The organism is Roseateles sp. Mitsp63, assembly GCF_059491535.1.
Map to the genome: position 1 here is coordinate 120,101 of NZ_CP168509.1, position 16,424 is coordinate 136,524.

The following is a 16,424-nucleotide window of genomic DNA, read 5'->3' on the forward strand; positions in this document are numbered from 1 at the left end:
CGTCCCTCACTTCGCCTCGAGCGCTTCCCACCGCTCCATCAGCGCGAGCAGCTCCTCATCGATCTCCGCCGCCCGGTTGGTGACTTCGGTGATCTTCGCCGCCCCTTGTTGATAGAGCTCAGTGCTGTTGAGCAGTGCCTGCAGATGCTTCTGCTCCGTCTCCAGCGCGCCGATCTTCGCGGGGATCTCGTCCAGTTCGCGCTGCTCCTTGTAGCTGAGCTTGCGCTTGGTCGCGACCACGGGCGCGGGCGCCGGGGCGGGAGCTGGCGTGGGCGCCGCGGCGGCCGGTGCCTGGCGCGCCTTGATGTCGGCCGCGCGCTGCGACTGTTGCAGCCAGTCCTCGATGTCGCCTTCGTACTCGCGCCATTTGCCGGCGCCTTCGCTGACGATGGTCGAGGTCACGACGTTGTCCAGGAAGCGCCGGTCGTGGCTGACGAGGAACACCGTGCCGTCGTATTCGGCCAGCAGTTCCTCGAGCAGTTCGAGCGTTTCGATGTCGAGGTCGTTGGTGGGTTCGTCCAGCACCAGCACGTTGGCCGGCCGGGCGAACAGGCGCGCGAGCAGCAGCCGGTTGCGTTCGCCGCCGGACAGGCTGGACACCGGCGAGTCCGCCCGTGCCGGCGAGAACAGGAAGTCGCCCAGATAGCTCTTGACGTGCTTGCGCTGGTTGCCGATCTCGATCCATTCGCTGCCGGGGCTGATGGTGTCGGCGAGCGTGGCGTTCAGGTTGAGCGCGTCGCGCATCTGGTCGAAGTAGGCGACCGTCATCTTCGTGCCCAGGCGCACCGTGCCGCTATCGGGCGGCAGCTCGCCGAGGATCATCTTGAGCAGCGTGGTCTTGCCGGCGCCGTTCGGGCCGATCAGGCCGACCTTGTCGCCGCGCAGGATGGTGCCGGTGAAGTTGTCGACGATGACGCGCTCGCCGAAGCGCTTGGAGACGTTCTCGAGCTCGGCGACGATCTTGCCGCTGGACTCGCCGGTGGCGACGTCCAGCCGCACCTTGCCCTGCACGTCGCGGCGGGCGGCGCGTTCATGGCGCATCTCGTGCAGGCGCTGCACGCGGGCCACGCTGCGGGTGCGGCGGGCCTCGACGCCCTTGCGGATCCAGACTTCCTCCTGCGCCAGCAGCTTGTCGAAGCGCGCGTTCGCGAGCGCCTCGTTCTCCAGCTCGTAGGCCTTGGCGGCCTGGAAGGCGGCGAAGTTGCCGGGGTAGCCGCGCAGCTGGCCGCGATCGAGTTCGACGATGCGGTTGGCGACGTTGTCCAGGAAGGCGCGGTCGTGGGTGATCAGCAGCAGCGAGCCCTTGAAGCCGTTGAGCAGCTCCTCGAGCCAGCGGATCGCGTCCAGGTCCAGGTGGTTGGTCGGTTCGTCCAGCAGCAGCACGTCGGGCTGGGCCACCAGCGCGCGCGCGAGCGCGACGCGCTTCTTCAGGCCGCCTGACAGTTCGCCCACGCGCCGGTCGCCGGCCAGGTCCAGCCGGTGCAGCGTCTCGTCGACCCGCTGCTCCCAGTTCCAGGCGCCGATCTGCTCGATGCGCTCCTGCACCCAGGCCAGATCGTCGTTCTCGTCATGCGCCTCGTAGCGGGCGCGCAGCGCCTTGGCCTCGGCCACGCCTTCGCTGACGACGTCGAAGATCGTCGCCTCGGGGCGCAGTTGGGGTTCCTGGGGGACGTAGACGCTGGTCAGGCCCTTCTCGAGCTGCAGCAGGCCGTCGTCGAGCTTCTCGAGGCCGGCGAGGACCTTCAGCATCGAGGACTTGCCCGTGCCGTTGCGGCCGATCAGGCCGACACGGTCGCCGGTTTCCAGGGAAAAGTTGGCGCCATCGAGCAGCGGCACGTGACCGAAGGCGAGGTGGGCATTGGTGAGGGAGAGGACAGCCATCGGGGGATTGTCCTCGATGGGCTCACACCCAGACGCGGTAGGCCCAGAACGCCTCGTCGGCCGCGACGCGGCGGCGCAGTTCCTCGGGGCTGAAACCGCTGAGCCGGCGGGTCTCGCGGCACAGGTGCGCCTGGTCCGCGTAGCCGTGCTCCTGCGCCAGCGCGCTCCAGATCACCGCGCCTTCGTCCTCGTCGAGGCGGCGCACGTCCTGGAAGGCCGCCTCGGCGCGGCTGACCAGCCGCAGCGCGCGCAGGCTCTGGCCGGTCCATTGCTTGATGCGGCGTTCCGCCTGCCGGACGCTGCGGCCGTGCCCGGCGGCGATCGCGCGCAGCGCCAGGCGCTGCATCCAGCCGGCGTAGCCGCGCGGCACCGGATCGTCAGCCAGCACGCGTTCGCGCACGGCGCGCCAGCGCGGCAGCAGGAAGGCCTCGAGGGTGCGCCGGGCGTCGGGTTCATCGCGGGCGGCCAGCATGGCGGCGTCGAGCGCGTGCCAATCCGGATCGCCGATCTCCGACAGCGGCACCAGGCGGTCCTTGAGCGCGCCGATGTCCAGGCCCGTCATCGCCTGCAGCGCTTCAGGCCGGATCGCCACCATGAAGGCGCGTCCATCGGGTGTCGACTGGAAGCGGTGCGGCCCGCCGCGCGGACCGCCCAGCACGCCCGGCGGCAGCCACTCGCCGGGCTCGCCGCCAGCGCCCAGGCGGCGCACGCGGCCGCTCAGCGACCAGCTGAGCCCGCACAGCGGCGTCGCCGGGAACCAGCTCCGGCACTGGGCCTCGCTCAGGTCGAACCCCTGTGCGCCGGCCGCCGACAGGTCGCGCCAGAGGTAGGCGTACAGGCAACCCTCCAGCGCGCGCGCAGGGATGCGCAGCCGGGCGACGGTGGCGGGATGCAGGGGGGCGTCCATGGCGCCGCAGTCTAGGGGCCTTCGGCACGGATCCTTCAAGCCCCGGGAGAAGCCCCGCCGATGTCGCTTCCATTCAAGACGGCTCGCGCCAGCCGCGAGCAGGATGCCCGCCATGAGCCACGTCCCCGCGATTCCCGACACCCTGCCCGGACCGCGCCCCCGCTGGGCCGGACTGCCCGAGATCCTTTCGATGCGCCGCGACTATCTCGGCCACATGAAGCGGCTGCAGCAGCGCTACGGCGACGTTGTCCATCAGCGCCTGCTCGGCCTGGACGACTACAACTTCTTCCACCCCGAGCAGGTGCGCGAGCTGCTGATCGCCAGTCACGACGGGATGATCCGCTGGGAGCGCGCGACGCAGGTCTTCGCCGACGCGCATGGCCGCAGCGTGCTGGTCGCCGAGGGGTCGGCCTGGCAGCGCCAGCGCAAGCTGCTGCAGCCCGGTTTCTCGCCGCGACGGGTGCAGGGCTTCGTGCCGCTGATGGTGGCCGCCTCGCGCCAGTCACTGGACCGCGCGGCGCCAGCGGCGGGACAGGCCGCCGACATCGACTTCGAACGGCTGATGACGCTGCTGACGATGGACGTGATCCTGCGCACGCTGTTCTCCGTCAGCGGCGCCGGCATCGGCGCCGGACACGAGGCTGCATCGGAGCAGGCGGCCTGGGCGGTGCATGAGCTGGGGCGGGTCGCGATGGGCGAGATGTACGTGCCCGTCAGCGCCCCCTTGTGGGCGCCGTGGAAGCGCGGCAAGCGCCACGCATTGAAGACGCTCGACGCGTTGATCCGCTGGCACATCGCGCGGCGCCGCGCGGCCCAGGCCGCGGTCCCGGCGGCGGACGCGCCGTCCGGGGACCTCCTGGCGCTGCTGATGTCGCTGCGCGGCGAGGACGGCCAGGGGCTCGATGACAGGGCGCTGCGGGACGAGTGCATGACGACCTTTCTGGCAGGCCACGAGACCAGCGCCGCGGCGCTGACCTGGTGGGGCTGGTGCCTGGCGGCGCATCCGGACGCGCAGCGGCGGGCGATCGACGAGGTCGACGAGGCGCTGGGCGGCCGCGCGCCGGAGGCGGGCGACCTCACCCGCCTGCCCTGGCTCAGCCTGTGCATCAAGGAGTCGCTGCGGCTGCATCCACCGGCACCGGCGCTGTTCTCCCGGCAAGCAGCGACGGAACTGCGCATCGGCGGTCTGACGCTGCGACCCGGCGCCATGCTGCGCATCACACCCGGCGTGATGCAGCGCGACCCGCGCTGGTTCGAGGAACCCGACGCCTTCCGGCCGGAGCGCTTCGATCCGGGCCACGGTCATCCGGAGATTCCGCGCGGCGCGTGGATGCCTTTCGGCGCGGGGCCGCGCGTCTGCTTGGGCAGCCACTTCGCGCTGACCGAGATCACGCTGGTGGCGGCGATGCTGCTGCAGCGTTTCCGCCTGACACCTGTCCCCGGCGCGGTGCCGCCGGAGCCGGTGCTCAACATCACCTTGAGGCCGAAGCAGGCGCTGCACCTGCGGCTGTATCCGCGCTGAATATTTCATTCATGGACAAGGCCCGCCGCCCCGCCTAGGGTGGCGGGCATGTCCCCGTCACGCGTCCGGCCCGCGCGCCATCACGATGGTCTCCGTCAATCGCACGAAGCTCCCGTCCGACAGCTGAAGGCGCACCCAGCGCATGCGGCTGGGCAGGATGGGCATGTCCTGCTCGACGGCCGCGCCGGTGTCGAACTCGACCGCCGCGGGCGCCGGCTCGAACCAGCCGAGTGCGTCGAGCCGCCCCTCCTGCGCGACGATCTCGGGCGTCGCGTAGCACCACAGCGCGCGGCCGATCAGCTCGGCCCGCGGCAGGCGGCAATCACGCTCGCGGGCGCTGGACATCGCCAGCAGGCGATGGCTCAGGTCGCAGATCAGATGGATCGGCGCTGGCGCGCGTTCGACCAGCCGGCCGAGTTCGAAGTCCGCCGCGCTGTCCAGCCGCGCGGCCATCAGCCGGCGCAGCCTCTGCTGTTCATCGAAGGACGGCGCCGCGAGGCCCGATTCCCAGCGCGACACCGTCGTCTGCGACACGCCGAGCTCCGCCGCGACCGCGCCCTGCTTGAGCCGGCGCAGCGAGCGCCACAGCCGCAGGCTGCGGCCGAGCTGGCGGGCATCGCTGAAGAGCAGCGGCGAATCGTTCATGGCGCGGGCGGGCAATCGATCGACAACACAGGCATCGGCACGAAAGGACCGACGTGAGGATTCTGCTGTACTACCTTTGCGGCGTGTTCGCCGCGGCCCAGTTGGGCAAGCTGGCCGCCTTGTCGCCGCCGATCGCGCGCGAGCTCCACCTGGGCCTGGCGGCGATGGCCGCCCTCACCTCGCTGCTCGAGGTCTGCGGCGCGACGCTCGGCGGCATCGCCGGGCACCGGCTGCCGCGCTTCGGGCTCAAGCGCTCGCTGTCGGCGGCGGTGCTGGCGCTGGCGGCCGGCGCGGCGGGCGCGGCCTTCGCGCAGGGCGTGGCGCTGCTGGCGCTGGCCCGCTTCGTCGAGAGCCTGGGCTACCTGGCGATCGTCGTCGCGGCGCCGGTGCTGATCGCGCGCGCGGCCGAGGGCCGGCGCCAGGCCGCCGCGATGGCCTTGTGGAGCACCTTCGTGCCGGTGGGCATGGCGCTGGGCGCCTGGGCCTATGCGAACGCGGCCGGCTGGGCCGGCTGGCGGCCGGCGCAGGTGCTCAGCGTGGCGGGCGGCGTGCTGCTGTGGCTGGCGCTGCGCGCGGTGCCCGCGGACATCTCCACCGCCGATGAGCACGCGCACGCGCCGCCCGGCCGGACCGGCGCGCGGCTGTGGGCGCTGGTCGCGGCGTTCGGCGCCTATGCGATCGCGGAGGTCGGCCTGCTCGCGCTGCTGCCCAGCCTGCTCGCGCAGGGCGGGATGCCGCTGGGTGCCGCCGGCAGCTGGACCGCCGCCGCCGCGCTCGCGAACGTGCCGGCCAGTGCGATCGGCGCCTGGCTGCTGCGGCGCCGCGGCGCCCCTTCGCGGGCGATCGCCGCGGGGATGGCGATCTCGCTGGGCTTGTCGGGGGCGCTCTTCATGGCGGCGCTGCGCGACGGCGGCACCGCGTCCGTGCAGGCGGCCCTGGCGATCGCGATCAACGCCGCGTCCGGCGTCTTCCCCAGCCTCGTCTTCGCGCTGCTGCCGCTGGCCGCAGGCACGCCCGGAAGGCTCGCGCTGGCGAGCGGCCGCCTGACGCAGTTCGGCGCCTCGGGCGCGCTGCTCGGGCCGCCGCTGATGGGCGCGGTCGTCGAGCGCTGGGGGTGGAGCGCCGCCGGCGGCCTCGCGCTGGCGCTGTCGGCGCTGGCGATCCCGCTGGCGCTGTTCGCCTGGCGCGGGCTGGGCCAGGCGCCCGGCGCGATGGATCCGGAACCGCCCTCCTTGTTCCGGTCACCCAGTCGCCTTCGATCGGGGACCACGGGTCGCTTTCACGCTGATTGAGGTGAGAGACGTCGACGGACAGCCTCCGAAGAATCACCACCTTTCCTCATGAAGTTGCGGGAGGGGTGCGGTGTCCTTCATGTATCAAGAACAGCTGATGACCGCCGACGAGTTCTTGAAATGGCAAGCGGAGCAGGAGCGCGCTCACGAGCTGATCGGCGGGCGGCCCTTCCCCGTGCCGGACCGTGATCCTGCGTTCTTCCGGGTGCTCGTGAATGTCACGGGGGCGATGAAGCGCCAGCTGGGCGATCGCGGCTTGGCGACCTTCGTGCGCGGGGAACCGCTGAAGGTGGACAGGCACAACGTCCTGCTCCCCGATGCGAGGGTCGCACCCTGCTCCGCGCCGATGGATCCGTCCGTGGTCATGGAAATGGTCTCGGCAGGCGTGCGTGCACTGGAGGTCACGGGGCGGACGTTGACCTTGCGCCGCATCGCCGCGCTGCGGGAACTGGTGGTCGTGGATCCGGCCGCGCGCACCATGCGCATCGATCGCCTGCAAGCGGACGGCACCTGGGCGATCTCGGAGTACCGCCTTGGAGACATCGCGCGCTTGGAGTCGCTGGGCATCGGCGTCGACGTGGCTCAGGTCTTCGCGGGCCTGGACGCGGCTCGCCAAGCCCTGACGCTGCGCGAGTTTCTCGACTGGGACCGAGCCCCCGCCCATTCGGAGCTGTCGAGGTACGAGTTCTTCGACGGCGTCATCCATGCACTGGCCGGCGCGACACGCAATCACGAGCGCGTCGTGGTGAACCTCGTGTCCTGCTTGCAGCGTCATCTCGCGGGTTCCCCGTGCGAGGTGTTCGGAAGCAACCTGCGCCTGTGCTGTGAGGCTACGCAAGGCGGATTCTTCCCGGACGTCTCCGTCGTGTGTGACAACGCCGACCTGTCCGACGACGACATGATGCGCCGGCCCATGATCCTCATCGAAGTCCTGTCGGCGTCGACGGCGCGTCATGACCGGACGGTCAAGCGTCAGCACTACCTTCAGATCCCGTCGCTGCGGGAGTACGTGCTGGTCGACCATGTCCGCCGTCACATCGACCTTCATCGCCGCGAGGACGACGGGACCTGGTCCCGCCACGCGTCGATTGGCGATGCAACGCTCCATCTGGCATCCCTGGACCTGACCATCCCCGCGGAGGTCATCTACGCGCGCGTCGCGTCCAGCGGTCAGGCTGCGGCGTAACCGGTCCTCAACCACCGCGCCCAGTCCTCGCGGCCGTTGCCGGCCGCGATCCGCGCCATCGCCTCGTGGTCGTAGGGCACGCTGATCGACTGGGTGGCCCAGCCTTCGCTCGACTTTTCGACGATGGCGTATCGCGCATCCGGCGATCCGTTTTCGGCGACGTGATAGACCGGGTGTTCGTCATCCCAGGCCTGCAGGCCGACGCTGCCCGGATTCACGAGCCACTGCCCTCGCGCGCTGCGCACCACGCGCGGCACGTGCGTATGTCCGCAGCACACCAAGGTCGAGGACTGGCCCCCGAGCCGGTCTTCGACCTCCGCGCACGAGGCCGCCACCAAGCGCGGCCCGTCCTGCGTGTCGAGGAAGTATTCGATGTCGCTGCGCGGCGTCCCGTGGCAGAGGAACACCTCCTCGCTCAGTTGAAGCGTCTTCGGCAACGAGCGCAGCCAGGCCAGCTCCGCCTCTCCGAGCCGCTCCCGCGTGAAGCGGTCGGAGGCGCCGCCGGGCTTCTCCGCCGTGATCGCGAGCACCTGCCGTTCATGGTTGCCGGCGATCGTCGGCCAGCCTTCGGCCATCAGGTAGCGCGCGGTCTCCAGCGGCTGCAGCGGCCCCGACAGGATGTCGCCGAGATTCACGATCTGGTCGACACCGCGCCGCCGCGCATCGGCCACGACGGCCTCCAGCGCCGGCAGGTTGCCGTGAATGTCGGACAGCAGGGCGATGCGCATGGCGGCCTTTCGGTGGCGGCGCGGAGCCTGGCGATCAGCCCGCCAGTTGCCGCGCGTGGTGGACGAGGTGATCGTCGATCACCGTGGCGATGAAGTAATAGCCGTGGTCATAGCCGTCGTGGCGGCGTAGCGTCAGCGGCTGGCTGACCGACGCGCAAGCCGATTCCAGCGCCTCGGGATACAGCTGCTCCACCAGGAACTTGTCCGCCAGCCCCTGGTCGACCAGGATGCCATGCGGATACGGCGCGCGATCCCGCGCCTGCATCAGCGCGCTCGCGTCATGCGCGGGCCAGGCGTCGCGGTCCTCGCCGAGGTAGCCGGTGAAGGCCTTCACGCCCCAGGGGCAGCGGCTGGGCGCGGCGATCGGCGCGATCGCCGACACCGACGCGAACGCCCCCGGATGCCGCAGCGCCAGCGTCAGCGCGCCATGCCCGCCCATCGAATGCCCGGCGATGCCGGTCTTGGCCCCATCCAGCCCGAGCAGCGCCTGCACCTGCGGAATCAGCTCCTTCATCAGGTAGCTCTCCATCCGCCAGTGCGCCGCCCAGGGCGCCTGCGTCGCATCCAGGTAGAAGCCCGCCGCGATGCCGAAATCCCATGACGACGCCGCGCCCGGCAGCGCGCTCACGGCCTCGCCGCGCGGGCTGGTGTCGGGCATCAGCAGCGCCAGGCCGAGTTCCGCCGCCTTGCGCTGCGCGCCCGCCTTCATCGTGAAGGTCTCCTCGGTGCAGGTCAGCCCCGCGAGGAACACCAGCAGCCCCTTCGCCGCCCGCGCGCCGCCCGGCGGCAGGAACAGCGCGAAGCGCATCGGCAGGCCGATCTCGGCCGAGTCGTGACGGTGGAAACGCTGCACGCCGCCGAAGCAGGCGTGCTCGCTGATCAGTTCGAAGTCCATGTCGATCCCCGATGCGCCGCGGCGGCGCTCAGCGCGCGGCGGCCAGCGCCGCTTCCAGCGCGTCGATGAACACCGCGCCGACGTCGAACCCGGTCTGCTGCGTGATTTCCTGGAAGCAGGTCGGGCTGGTCACGTTGATCTCGGTCATCTTGTCGCCGATCACGTCCAGCCCCACCAGCAGCAGCCCGCGCGCCGCGAGCACCGGCGCCAGCGCCTCGGCGATGCGGCGGTCGTCCTCGGTCAGCGCCTGCGCGACGCCCTTGCCGCCGGCGGCCAGGTTGCCGCGCACCTCGGTGCCTTGCGGGATCCGCGCCAGCGAGTACGGCACCGGCTTGCCGCCGATCAGCAGGATGCGCTTGTCGCCCTTGACGATGTCCGGCACGAAGCGCTGCACCATCACGGACTGCGCGCCGTTCTTGTTCAGCGTCTCGATGATGCTGCCCAGGTTCAGCGCATCGGCCTTGACGCGGAAGATGCCCATCCCGCCCATCCCGTCCAGCGGCTTCAGGATGATGTCCTGATGCTCCGCGTGGAAGGTCCGGATCGCCGCCGCCGAGCGCGTCACCAGCGTCGGCGTGATGAACTGCGGGAACTCCAGGATCGCCAGCTTCTCCGGATGGTCGCGCAGCGCCGCCGGCTTGTTGAACACCCGCGCGCCTTCGCGCTCGGCCTGCTCCAGCAGGTGGGTCGCGTAGAAGAACTCCGAATCGAAGGGCGGGTCCTTGCGCATCAGCACCGCGTCGACCTCGGCCAGCGCCAGGTCCCGCGTGGCGGCGATCTCATGCCACACCGCCAGCTTCGTGCCGGCCTGGCTGGCGATCGCCTCGGGCGTCAGCGCCAGCCGCTTCGCCCCGTGCGCGGTCACGCGACCGCCGCTGATCCACAGGAGATCCGGCACCTCGCACACCCACAGCTCGTGGCCGCGCCGGGCGGCCTCGCGCATCATCGCGAAGGTGGAATCCTTGTAGGTGTTGAACGCGGTCAGCGGATCGGCGACGAACAGCAGTTTCATGGGCAAGGCTTTCGACAAGGAATTCAGCAGGGAGTGCGGCAGCGAGGGCCAGCCCCCGAGGCAGGATCACGACCTCGGAGCAGCCCGGAAGTGTTGCACCAAAAGAGAAACCGCACCGGCGACCACACCCCAGAACGCCGAGCCGATGCCCAGCAGGCTCAGTCCCGACAGCGTCACCAGGAAGGTCAGGATCGCCGCGTCGCGGTGGCGCTCGTCCTTCAGCGCCGCCGACAGGCCGCCGGCGATCGTCCCCAGCAGCGCCAGCCCGGCCACCGCCGCGATCAGCTCGCGCGGGAAGGCCGTCAGCAGCCCCACCACCGCGCCGCCGGCCAGGCCGATGGCGATGTAGAACAGCCCGGCCATCGCGGAGGCCGTGTAGCGCTTGGCCGGATCCTCGTGCGCCTCGCGCCCCATGCAGATCGCCGCGGTGATGGCGGCCAGGTTGAACGCGTAGCCGCCGAAGGGCGCGAACACGATCGAGGCCAGGCCGGTGGCGGCGATGCTCGCCGACACCGGCGTCTGGTAGCCCGAGGCCCGCTGCGCCGCGACGCCGGGCAGGTTCTGCGAGGCCATCGTGACCAGGAACAGCGGCAGCGCCACGCCGATCAGCGCGGTCACCGAGAACGCCGGCGTCACCCACACCGGCTGCGCCCAGCCCCATTGGACGGCCTCGAGATGCAGCCGCCCCTGCGTGGCCGCCACGGCGATGCCGGCCAGCAGCACCAGCGGCGTCGCGTAGCGGGGCAGGAAGCGGCGCGCCAGCACATAGGTCAGCGCCATGACCAGCACCATCGCCGGGGCGCTCTTCGCCGCGAGCACCGCGTCGAGCCCGAAACGCGACAGCACGCCGGCCAGCAGCGCGGCGGCGATGGCCACGGGGATGCGGTCCATGATCCGTTCGAACCAGCGGGTCGCGCCGGCGATCAGGATCAGCACGCCGCAGACGACGAAGGCGCCGACGGCCTCGCCCATGGACACCCCGGACACGCCCGCCAGCAGCGCCGCGCCGGGCGTGGACCAGGCCGTCAGCACCGGCTGGCGGGTCCACAGCGACAGGCCCAGGCTGGTGAGCCCCATGCCCAGCCCGAGCGCCCAGATCCAGGAGCTGGTCTGCGCCGGCGTGGCGCCCAGCGCCTGCGCCGCCTGGAACACGATCGCCACCGAACTGGTGAAGCCCACCAGCACCGCGACGAAGCCCGCGACGGCGGTGGAGAGGGACAGGTCTTGCAGCCAGCGTTTCATGGACGCGGAGCTTACGTCCGGATCAGATCTCCACCTTCGAGCCCAGCTCCACGATCCGGTTGGTCGGCAGGTGCAGGAAGTCCGCCGCCGCGGCCGCGTTGCGGTGCATGCTGGCGAACAGCTTCTCCCGCCACAGCGCCATGCCCGAGCCGATGGTCGGGATCACGATGTCGCGCGAGAGAAAGTAGCTGGTCTCCATCTCGTCCAGATGGACGCCCCGCTGCTCGAGCAGCTTGAGCGCGTCCGGCACGTCGGGCTCGTTCTTGAAGCCGAAGTGCAGCGTCACCTGCCAGCAGTCGTTGTCCAGGCTCTCGACCTCGCAGCGCTTCTCGAAGCCGATCCACGGCACCTCGTGATGGCGGACGCTGACGAACAGGTTCTGCTCATGCAGCACCTTGTTGTGCTTGAGGTTGTGCAGCAGCGCGTTGGGCGTCACGCCCTGCTCGGCCGACAGGAACACCGCGGAGCCGGTCACGCGCGTGGGCGGGTTGATGAACACGGCTTCCAGGAAGCTCTTGAGGTCGATGGCGTCCTCGCGCAGCTTGTCCGACAGCAGCCGGCGGCCCTGCTTCCAGGTCAGCATCAGCGTGAACATGCCGATGCCGATCAGCAGCGGGAACCAGCCGCCGTGGGCGACCTTGAGCAGGTTGGAGGCCAGGAAGGTCGCGTCGATCAGGAAGAACGCGCCGGTGGCGACCACGCACAGCCACAGCGGATAGCGCCAACCGAAGCGGATCACGAAGAAGGTCATGACCGTGGTGATCGTCATGTCGATGGTCACCGCGACGCCGTAGGCGCCGGCCAGCTTGCTCGACGAGCCGAAGAAGGCCACCGCCACGACGACGAAGGCGAACAACCCCCAGTTCACGAAGGGCACGTAGATCTGGCCGATGTCGCGCACCGAGGTATGGACGATGCGCAGCCGCGGCAGCAGGCCCAGCTGCACCGCCTGCTTGGTCACCGAGAACGCCGCCGTGATCAGCGCCTGCGAGGCCACGATCGCCGCCAGCGTCGCCAGCCCGAACAGCGGGATCTCGGCCCAGCCCGGCGCGAGCAGGAAGAACGGGTTCTTGATCGCCTCGGGCCGTTCCAGCAGCAGCGCGCCCTGGCCGAAATAGTTGATCGCCAGCGCCGGCATCACGAAGCTGTACCAGGCGATGCGGATCGGCTGCTTGCCGAAGTGGCCCAGGTCGGCGTAGAGCGCCTCGCCGCCGGTCACGACCAGCACGACGGCGCCCAGCGCGACGAAGGCGATCCAGCCGTAGTGCAGGCAGAAGTCGATCGCGTAGAGCGGGTTGATGGCCTGCAGCACCTGCGGGTTCTGGACGATCTTGGGCACGCCCAGCAGCACCAGCGAGGTGAACCACACCAGCATCACCGGCCCGAAGGCCTTGCCCACGCCGCCGGTGCCGAAGCGCTGCACCGAGAACAGGCCCGCCAGCACCACCAGCGCGATCGGCACGACCGCGTCGTGGTACTGCGGCGCGTAGACCTCGATGCCCTCGACCGCCGAAAGCACCGTCATGGCCGGCGTGATGACCGCGTCGCCGAAGAAGATCGCGGTGCCGAACAGGCCCACCAGCATCAGCCCGCGCCGCAGCGTCGGCTTCTCGCGCACGGCGGTGGTGGCCAGCGCCAGCATCGCGATCAGGCCGCCCTCGCCGTTGTTGTCCGCGCGCAGGATCAGCAGCACGTACTTGAGGGAGACCACGATGGTCATGGTCCAGAACAGCAGCGACAGCACCCCGAGGATGTTGTCGTGGGTCATCGGGACGTGCGCGCCGTGGAAGACCTCCTTCAGCGCGTAAAGGGGGCTGGTGCCGATGTCGCCGTAGACGACACCGAGGGCGCCGATGGTCAGGCCGGCCAGGACGGCCGGCGAGCGGGGCGCGTGATGTGAACTCACGAAAGCGCGAGCGGCCGCGAGGGCCGCCGGAAGTCGAAAGGGCCTATTGTCTGCCTTCCATTGTGCGGTGCGTCAATGCCCGCCTCCTGCCGTTGCGGGGGCGGGCTTGACGGCCGTCACCGGAACACGTAGCTCGCCGCGACATTGAAACGCCGGCCCAGCACGTTGGACGCGCCGGTGTCGTAGTAGCTCAGCACGGTCGGGATGCCGTTGGCGCGGTCGTAGTCGTTGGTCACGTTCATCACGCTGGCCGACAGCGTCAGCCCCTTGATGCCGCTGTACGAGGCGCCCAGGTCGATGGTGCGGTCGCGGCCCACCCGGCAGCGGCCGAGGTTGCCCAGGAAGGCCCGCTGCGCCGCAGTCAGCGACGAGCACACCGTGCTGGCCAGCGGATCCGCGTGGTTGAAGCGGATCCACGCGCGCGCGCGGTCGGTGTCCCACTTGAAGGTGGCGCTGGCGCGGGTCTTCGAGATATCCGAGCTGGTGGTGCCCACCTGGCGCTGCACCGCCTGTCCCTTCACCACCAGCTGGTCATAGCGCGCGGTGTAGGTGCCGTTCACGTTCATGCTGAACTTGCCCCAGGGCAGGGCCGGCAGGCGGACGTTCAGGTCGTAGTCGACGCCCGAGGTCTTGGTCCACTCGTTGTTGCCGTACTGCCGCACCAGCATGATGATCGGCCCGCTGTCGGGCACGCCCGGCAGCCACGACTCGGGATTGGGGTCGCGCACCACCTGGGTGTTCCCCGCCGGATTGGCGTTGTAGCCGTCCATGATGTCCACGCCGCGCTGCGAGCGGATCTCGTTCTTGCGGTGGAAGTACCAGCCGTCGATCGCCAGGTCGGCGTACCGGCTCGGCGTGAAGATCATGCCGAAGGTGAACGAGTTGGACTTCTCCGGCTGCAGCGCCGGATTGGCGCTGATGACCGTCGGAAGGCTGCCCGGGCTGACCGTGCCCGCCGGCACCGCGGTGAATCCCAGCACGTTGCAGTCGCGGTTGACCGGCACCGGCGCCTTGCTGACCGGCGCGTCGGGGTTGCTGGTGTCGCAGCGCAGGCTGTCGAACACGCGGCGCTCCTGGAAGCTGTGGAAGGAGAGCGCGAAGGAGTTGCCGATCTGCGAGATCGCCGGCGCGCGGAACCCGGTCGCCGCCGTGCCGCGGAACACCATCAGCGAGGGCAGCGCCGTCCACTTGAAGCCGGTCTTGCCGGTGGTGCTGTTGCCGAAGTCGTCGTAGTGCTCGTAGCGCGCGGCGGCCTGGAGCTCCAGCTGCCTGACGACCGGCAGGCTCAGTTCGGTGAACGCCGCGTAGGACTTGCGGCTGCCCGCGGCGCCGTTGGCCACCAGGCCGATGTAGTCGCCGGTGCCGTAGACCTCGTCGGGCACGGCCTCCAGCTTCTCCTTGCGAAGCTCGGTGCCGACGGCGATCGCCGCCGGGCCGCCCGGCAGCTGGAACAGCTCCCGGCTGCCGCGCACGTCCCAGGACAGCAGGCGCGACTTGCCCTCGTTGTAGGCCGTCGACGAGACGCTGTTGATCGCCTCCGGCGCATTGGGCTTGCCGAAGCGGTAGCTGCCGCTGGCGATCGCCGCGTTGAGCAGCGAGCTGCGCACGCGGCCTTCCTGGAAGCGCTCGTTGTTGTTCTGGCTGAACAGGATCGCGGTGTCGAAGTCCCAGCCGAAGGCCGTGCCTTCCAGGCCCGCGGTCAATCGCGTGGAGCGCAGCACGTTGATGTCGCCGGTGGGCAGGTCCTCGAAGCGGTAGATCAGCTGCACCGGCTGCTGGCTGGCCGTGCCGTTGGTCGGGTTGTCCGGATGGCCCACCGGCAGGATGATCGCGTTCTGCCTCAGGAAGCTGCCGTCGAGCTTCGGCCAGGTCGTCCCGACCGGGTTGCCCGACGTCACCAGCGAGGTGGTCATCGCATAGGGCGTGCGCCGCTCGGTCGTCCTGGTCTTGGAGATCATCAGGTCGGCGTAGGCGGTCAGGTCGCTGTTGATCGCGAAGGCGCCGCGCACCATGCCGCTCTGGCGGTCCTGCTTGGCGATGACCTCGTCCGCGTCGTCCAGGCTGAAGCGGCACAGGCCGGTCGGCAGCGTGGCGTTCGTCGGCAGGAGGCCGGGCGGCCGGTTCGGCACGCCCTGGCCGACGGTGCGGTCCGCCGGGCATCCCGGCAGCGTGCCCAGGTAGTTCACGCCCGCCAGGTTGCTGTTGGCGACGCTGATGCCGCCCAGCGTCGTGGAGCCGCTCAGGCTGGCCGGCACGCGGTAGTAGTTGCCGTAGAAGGACGCCGACGAGTCCGGCGTGAACCGCGCCAGCGCGCCGGTGGACGTGAGGTACTGGTTCTGCAGCGCCAGGTTGCCGCGGTCCTTGAGCTCATTGGCCATCACGCCGTCGCGCCGGAAGACCTCCAGGCCGCCGAAGACGTTGAAGCGCTGCGTGTCCAGGTTGCCGAAGCCGAAGGTCAGCGAGCCGGTCTTCGTCGCGCCGGCGCCGCGATCGTTGGCGCCATAGGACGCGCTGCCCTCGACGCCCTGGTAGTCCTTGCGCAGGATGTAGTTGATGACGCCCGCCATCGCGTCCGAGCCGTACATCGCCGAGGCGCCGTCCTTCAGGATGTCGATGCGATCGATCGCCTCCTTGGGAATGGTGTTCACGTTGATCATGGTGCCGCGGCCGAAGTTCACGTCGACCGCCGCGACCGGCGCCGTGCGCCGGCCGTTGATCAGGATCAGCGTGCCCTGGGAGCCGAAGCCGCGCAGCGAGATCGTGGACACCCCGCCGACGAAGCCCGACGCGGCCCCGTCGCCGATCGAGCCCAGGTCCACGGCGGAATTCGCACGCAGCAGTTCCTCGACGTTGGCATACCCCGAATTGCGGATCTCCTCGCGCGTGATACTTTGGACGACCGACGGCGTCTCCTTGTCGGTGCGCTTGATCAGCGTGCCGGTGACCTCGACGCGCTCCAGCTTTTTCGATTCATCCAGGGACGGCTGCGCCGCGGAGGCGGCGGGGCCGGCTGTCTGCTGGGCATGGGACTGACTGGCCAGCGCGAGGGCGGCGGCGGCCGCGACGCGCGCCAGGCGCGGTCCTTGCGGACGGAAGAAGGGACGGACCATGAGAGTGCACTCCTGTGAACAGAACTCGGGGGGAGCGAGTCACGGTAAGGAGACGGACCTCATGGGCCATGATGCTTTGTGATGAACTTGTGAATATT

12 protein-coding genes are annotated in these 16,424 nt (G+C 70.2%); 3 read left to right on the top strand and 9 right to left on the bottom strand.

The features are described from left to right. Positions 1-6 precede the first annotated feature (6 nt). Entirely contained in the window at positions 7-1,881 is a 1,875-nt protein-coding gene (locus ACEN96_RS00530; RefSeq protein ID WP_495586104.1) for an ATP-binding cassette domain-containing protein, read from the bottom strand. Between the two features lie 22 nt (positions 1,882-1,903). Then, the gene (locus ACEN96_RS00535) at positions 1,904-2,788 is read right to left on the bottom strand and encodes a helix-turn-helix domain-containing protein (RefSeq protein WP_495586105.1); all 885 of its coding nucleotides are present in this window, start codon (positions 2,786-2,788) and stop codon (positions 1,904-1,906) included. 112 nt (positions 2,789-2,900) lie between these two features. On the opposite strand from ACEN96_RS00535, the gene ACEN96_RS00540 reads away from it, so the two are divergent. After that, a complete protein-coding gene (locus tag ACEN96_RS00540) occupies positions 2,901-4,310 on the top strand; it encodes a cytochrome P450 (protein WP_495586106.1) in 1,410 nt (469 codons plus the stop codon). A 57-nt stretch (positions 4,311-4,367) separates the two neighbouring features. Here ACEN96_RS00540 and ACEN96_RS00545 read toward each other — a convergent pair whose 3' ends face one another. After that, positions 4,368-4,955: a helix-turn-helix domain-containing protein gene (locus ACEN96_RS00545; protein ID WP_495586107.1), complete on the bottom strand. Its 588-nt coding sequence runs from the start codon at positions 4,953-4,955 to the stop codon at positions 4,368-4,370. 53 nt (positions 4,956-5,008) lie between these two features. On the opposite strand from ACEN96_RS00545, the gene ACEN96_RS00550 reads away from it, so the two are divergent. Both ACEN96_RS00550 and ACEN96_RS00555 read left to right on the top strand, forming a co-directional pair. Further along, positions 5,009-6,247 (top strand): MFS transporter, encoded by a 1,239-nt coding sequence (locus ACEN96_RS00550; RefSeq protein WP_495586108.1) that lies wholly within the window; start codon positions 5,009-5,011, stop codon positions 6,245-6,247. 97 nt (positions 6,248-6,344) lie between these two features. Beyond that, positions 6,345-7,433 carry a Uma2 family endonuclease gene (locus ACEN96_RS00555; RefSeq protein ID WP_495586109.1) on the top strand — a complete coding sequence of 363 codons (1,089 nt, stop codon included), beginning with the start codon at positions 6,345-6,347 and terminating at the stop codon, positions 7,431-7,433. Here ACEN96_RS00555 and ACEN96_RS00560 read toward each other — a convergent pair. The 6 genes from ACEN96_RS00560 to ACEN96_RS00585 form a co-directional block, all read right to left on the bottom strand. Then, entirely contained in the window at positions 7,418-8,161 is a 744-nt protein-coding gene (locus ACEN96_RS00560; protein WP_495586110.1) for a metallophosphoesterase family protein, read from the bottom strand. The genes ACEN96_RS00555 and ACEN96_RS00560 overlap by 16 nt on opposite strands. A 34-nt stretch (positions 8,162-8,195) precedes the next feature. Then, positions 8,196-9,056, bottom strand: coding sequence for an S-formylglutathione hydrolase (gene fghA / locus ACEN96_RS00565; RefSeq protein WP_495586111.1), 861 nt, complete (start codon positions 9,054-9,056; stop codon positions 8,196-8,198). Positions 9,057-9,084: 28 nt separating this feature from the next. Next, the gene (gene gshB, locus ACEN96_RS00570; protein WP_495586112.1) at positions 9,085-10,068 is read right to left on the bottom strand and encodes a glutathione synthase; all 984 of its coding nucleotides are present in this window, start codon (positions 10,066-10,068) and stop codon (positions 9,085-9,087) included. Between the two features lie 66 nt (positions 10,069-10,134). Continuing rightward, positions 10,135-11,310 carry a benzoate/H(+) symporter BenE family transporter gene (locus ACEN96_RS00575; protein ID WP_495586113.1) on the bottom strand — a complete coding sequence of 392 codons (1,176 nt, stop codon included), beginning with the start codon at positions 11,308-11,310 and terminating at the stop codon, positions 10,135-10,137. A gap of 22 nt (positions 11,311-11,332) precedes the next feature. Continuing rightward, positions 11,333-13,216 (bottom strand): potassium transporter Kup, encoded by a 1,884-nt coding sequence (locus ACEN96_RS00580; protein ID WP_495586114.1) that lies wholly within the window; start codon positions 13,214-13,216, stop codon positions 11,333-11,335. A 116-nt stretch (positions 13,217-13,332) separates the two neighbouring features. Next, positions 13,333-16,326 (bottom strand): TonB-dependent receptor plug domain-containing protein, encoded by a 2,994-nt coding sequence (locus ACEN96_RS00585; RefSeq protein ID WP_495586115.1) that lies wholly within the window; start codon positions 16,324-16,326, stop codon positions 13,333-13,335. Positions 16,327-16,424 lie beyond the last annotated feature (98 nt).

Coding starts and splice junctions, on each gene's coding strand:
- ACEN96_RS00560 (WP_495586110.1), bottom strand. CDS start 8,161: ATGCGCATCGCCCTGCTGTCCGACATTCACGGCAACCTGCCGGCGCTG.
- fghA (WP_495586111.1), bottom strand. CDS start 9,056: ATGGACTTCGAACTGATCAGCGAGCACGCCTGCTTCGGCGGCGTGCAG.
- ACEN96_RS00585 (WP_495586115.1), bottom strand. CDS start 16,326: ATGGTCCGTCCCTTCTTCCGTCCGCAAGGACCGCGCCTGGCGCGCGTC.
- ACEN96_RS00575 (WP_495586113.1), bottom strand. CDS start 11,310: ATGAAACGCTGGCTGCAAGACCTGTCCCTCTCCACCGCCGTCGCGGGC.
- ACEN96_RS00530 (WP_495586104.1), bottom strand. CDS start 1,881: ATGGCTGTCCTCTCCCTCACCAATGCCCACCTCGCCTTCGGTCACGTG.
- ACEN96_RS00545 (WP_495586107.1), bottom strand. CDS start 4,955: ATGAACGATTCGCCGCTGCTCTTCAGCGATGCCCGCCAGCTCGGCCGC.
- ACEN96_RS00555 (WP_495586109.1), top strand. CDS start 6,345: ATGACCGCCGACGAGTTCTTGAAATGGCAAGCGGAGCAGGAGCGCGCT.
- ACEN96_RS00540 (WP_495586106.1), top strand. CDS start 2,901: ATGAGCCACGTCCCCGCGATTCCCGACACCCTGCCCGGACCGCGCCCC.
- ACEN96_RS00535 (WP_495586105.1), bottom strand. CDS start 2,788: ATGGACGCCCCCCTGCATCCCGCCACCGTCGCCCGGCTGCGCATCCCT.
- gshB (WP_495586112.1), bottom strand. CDS start 10,068: ATGAAACTGCTGTTCGTCGCCGATCCGCTGACCGCGTTCAACACCTAC.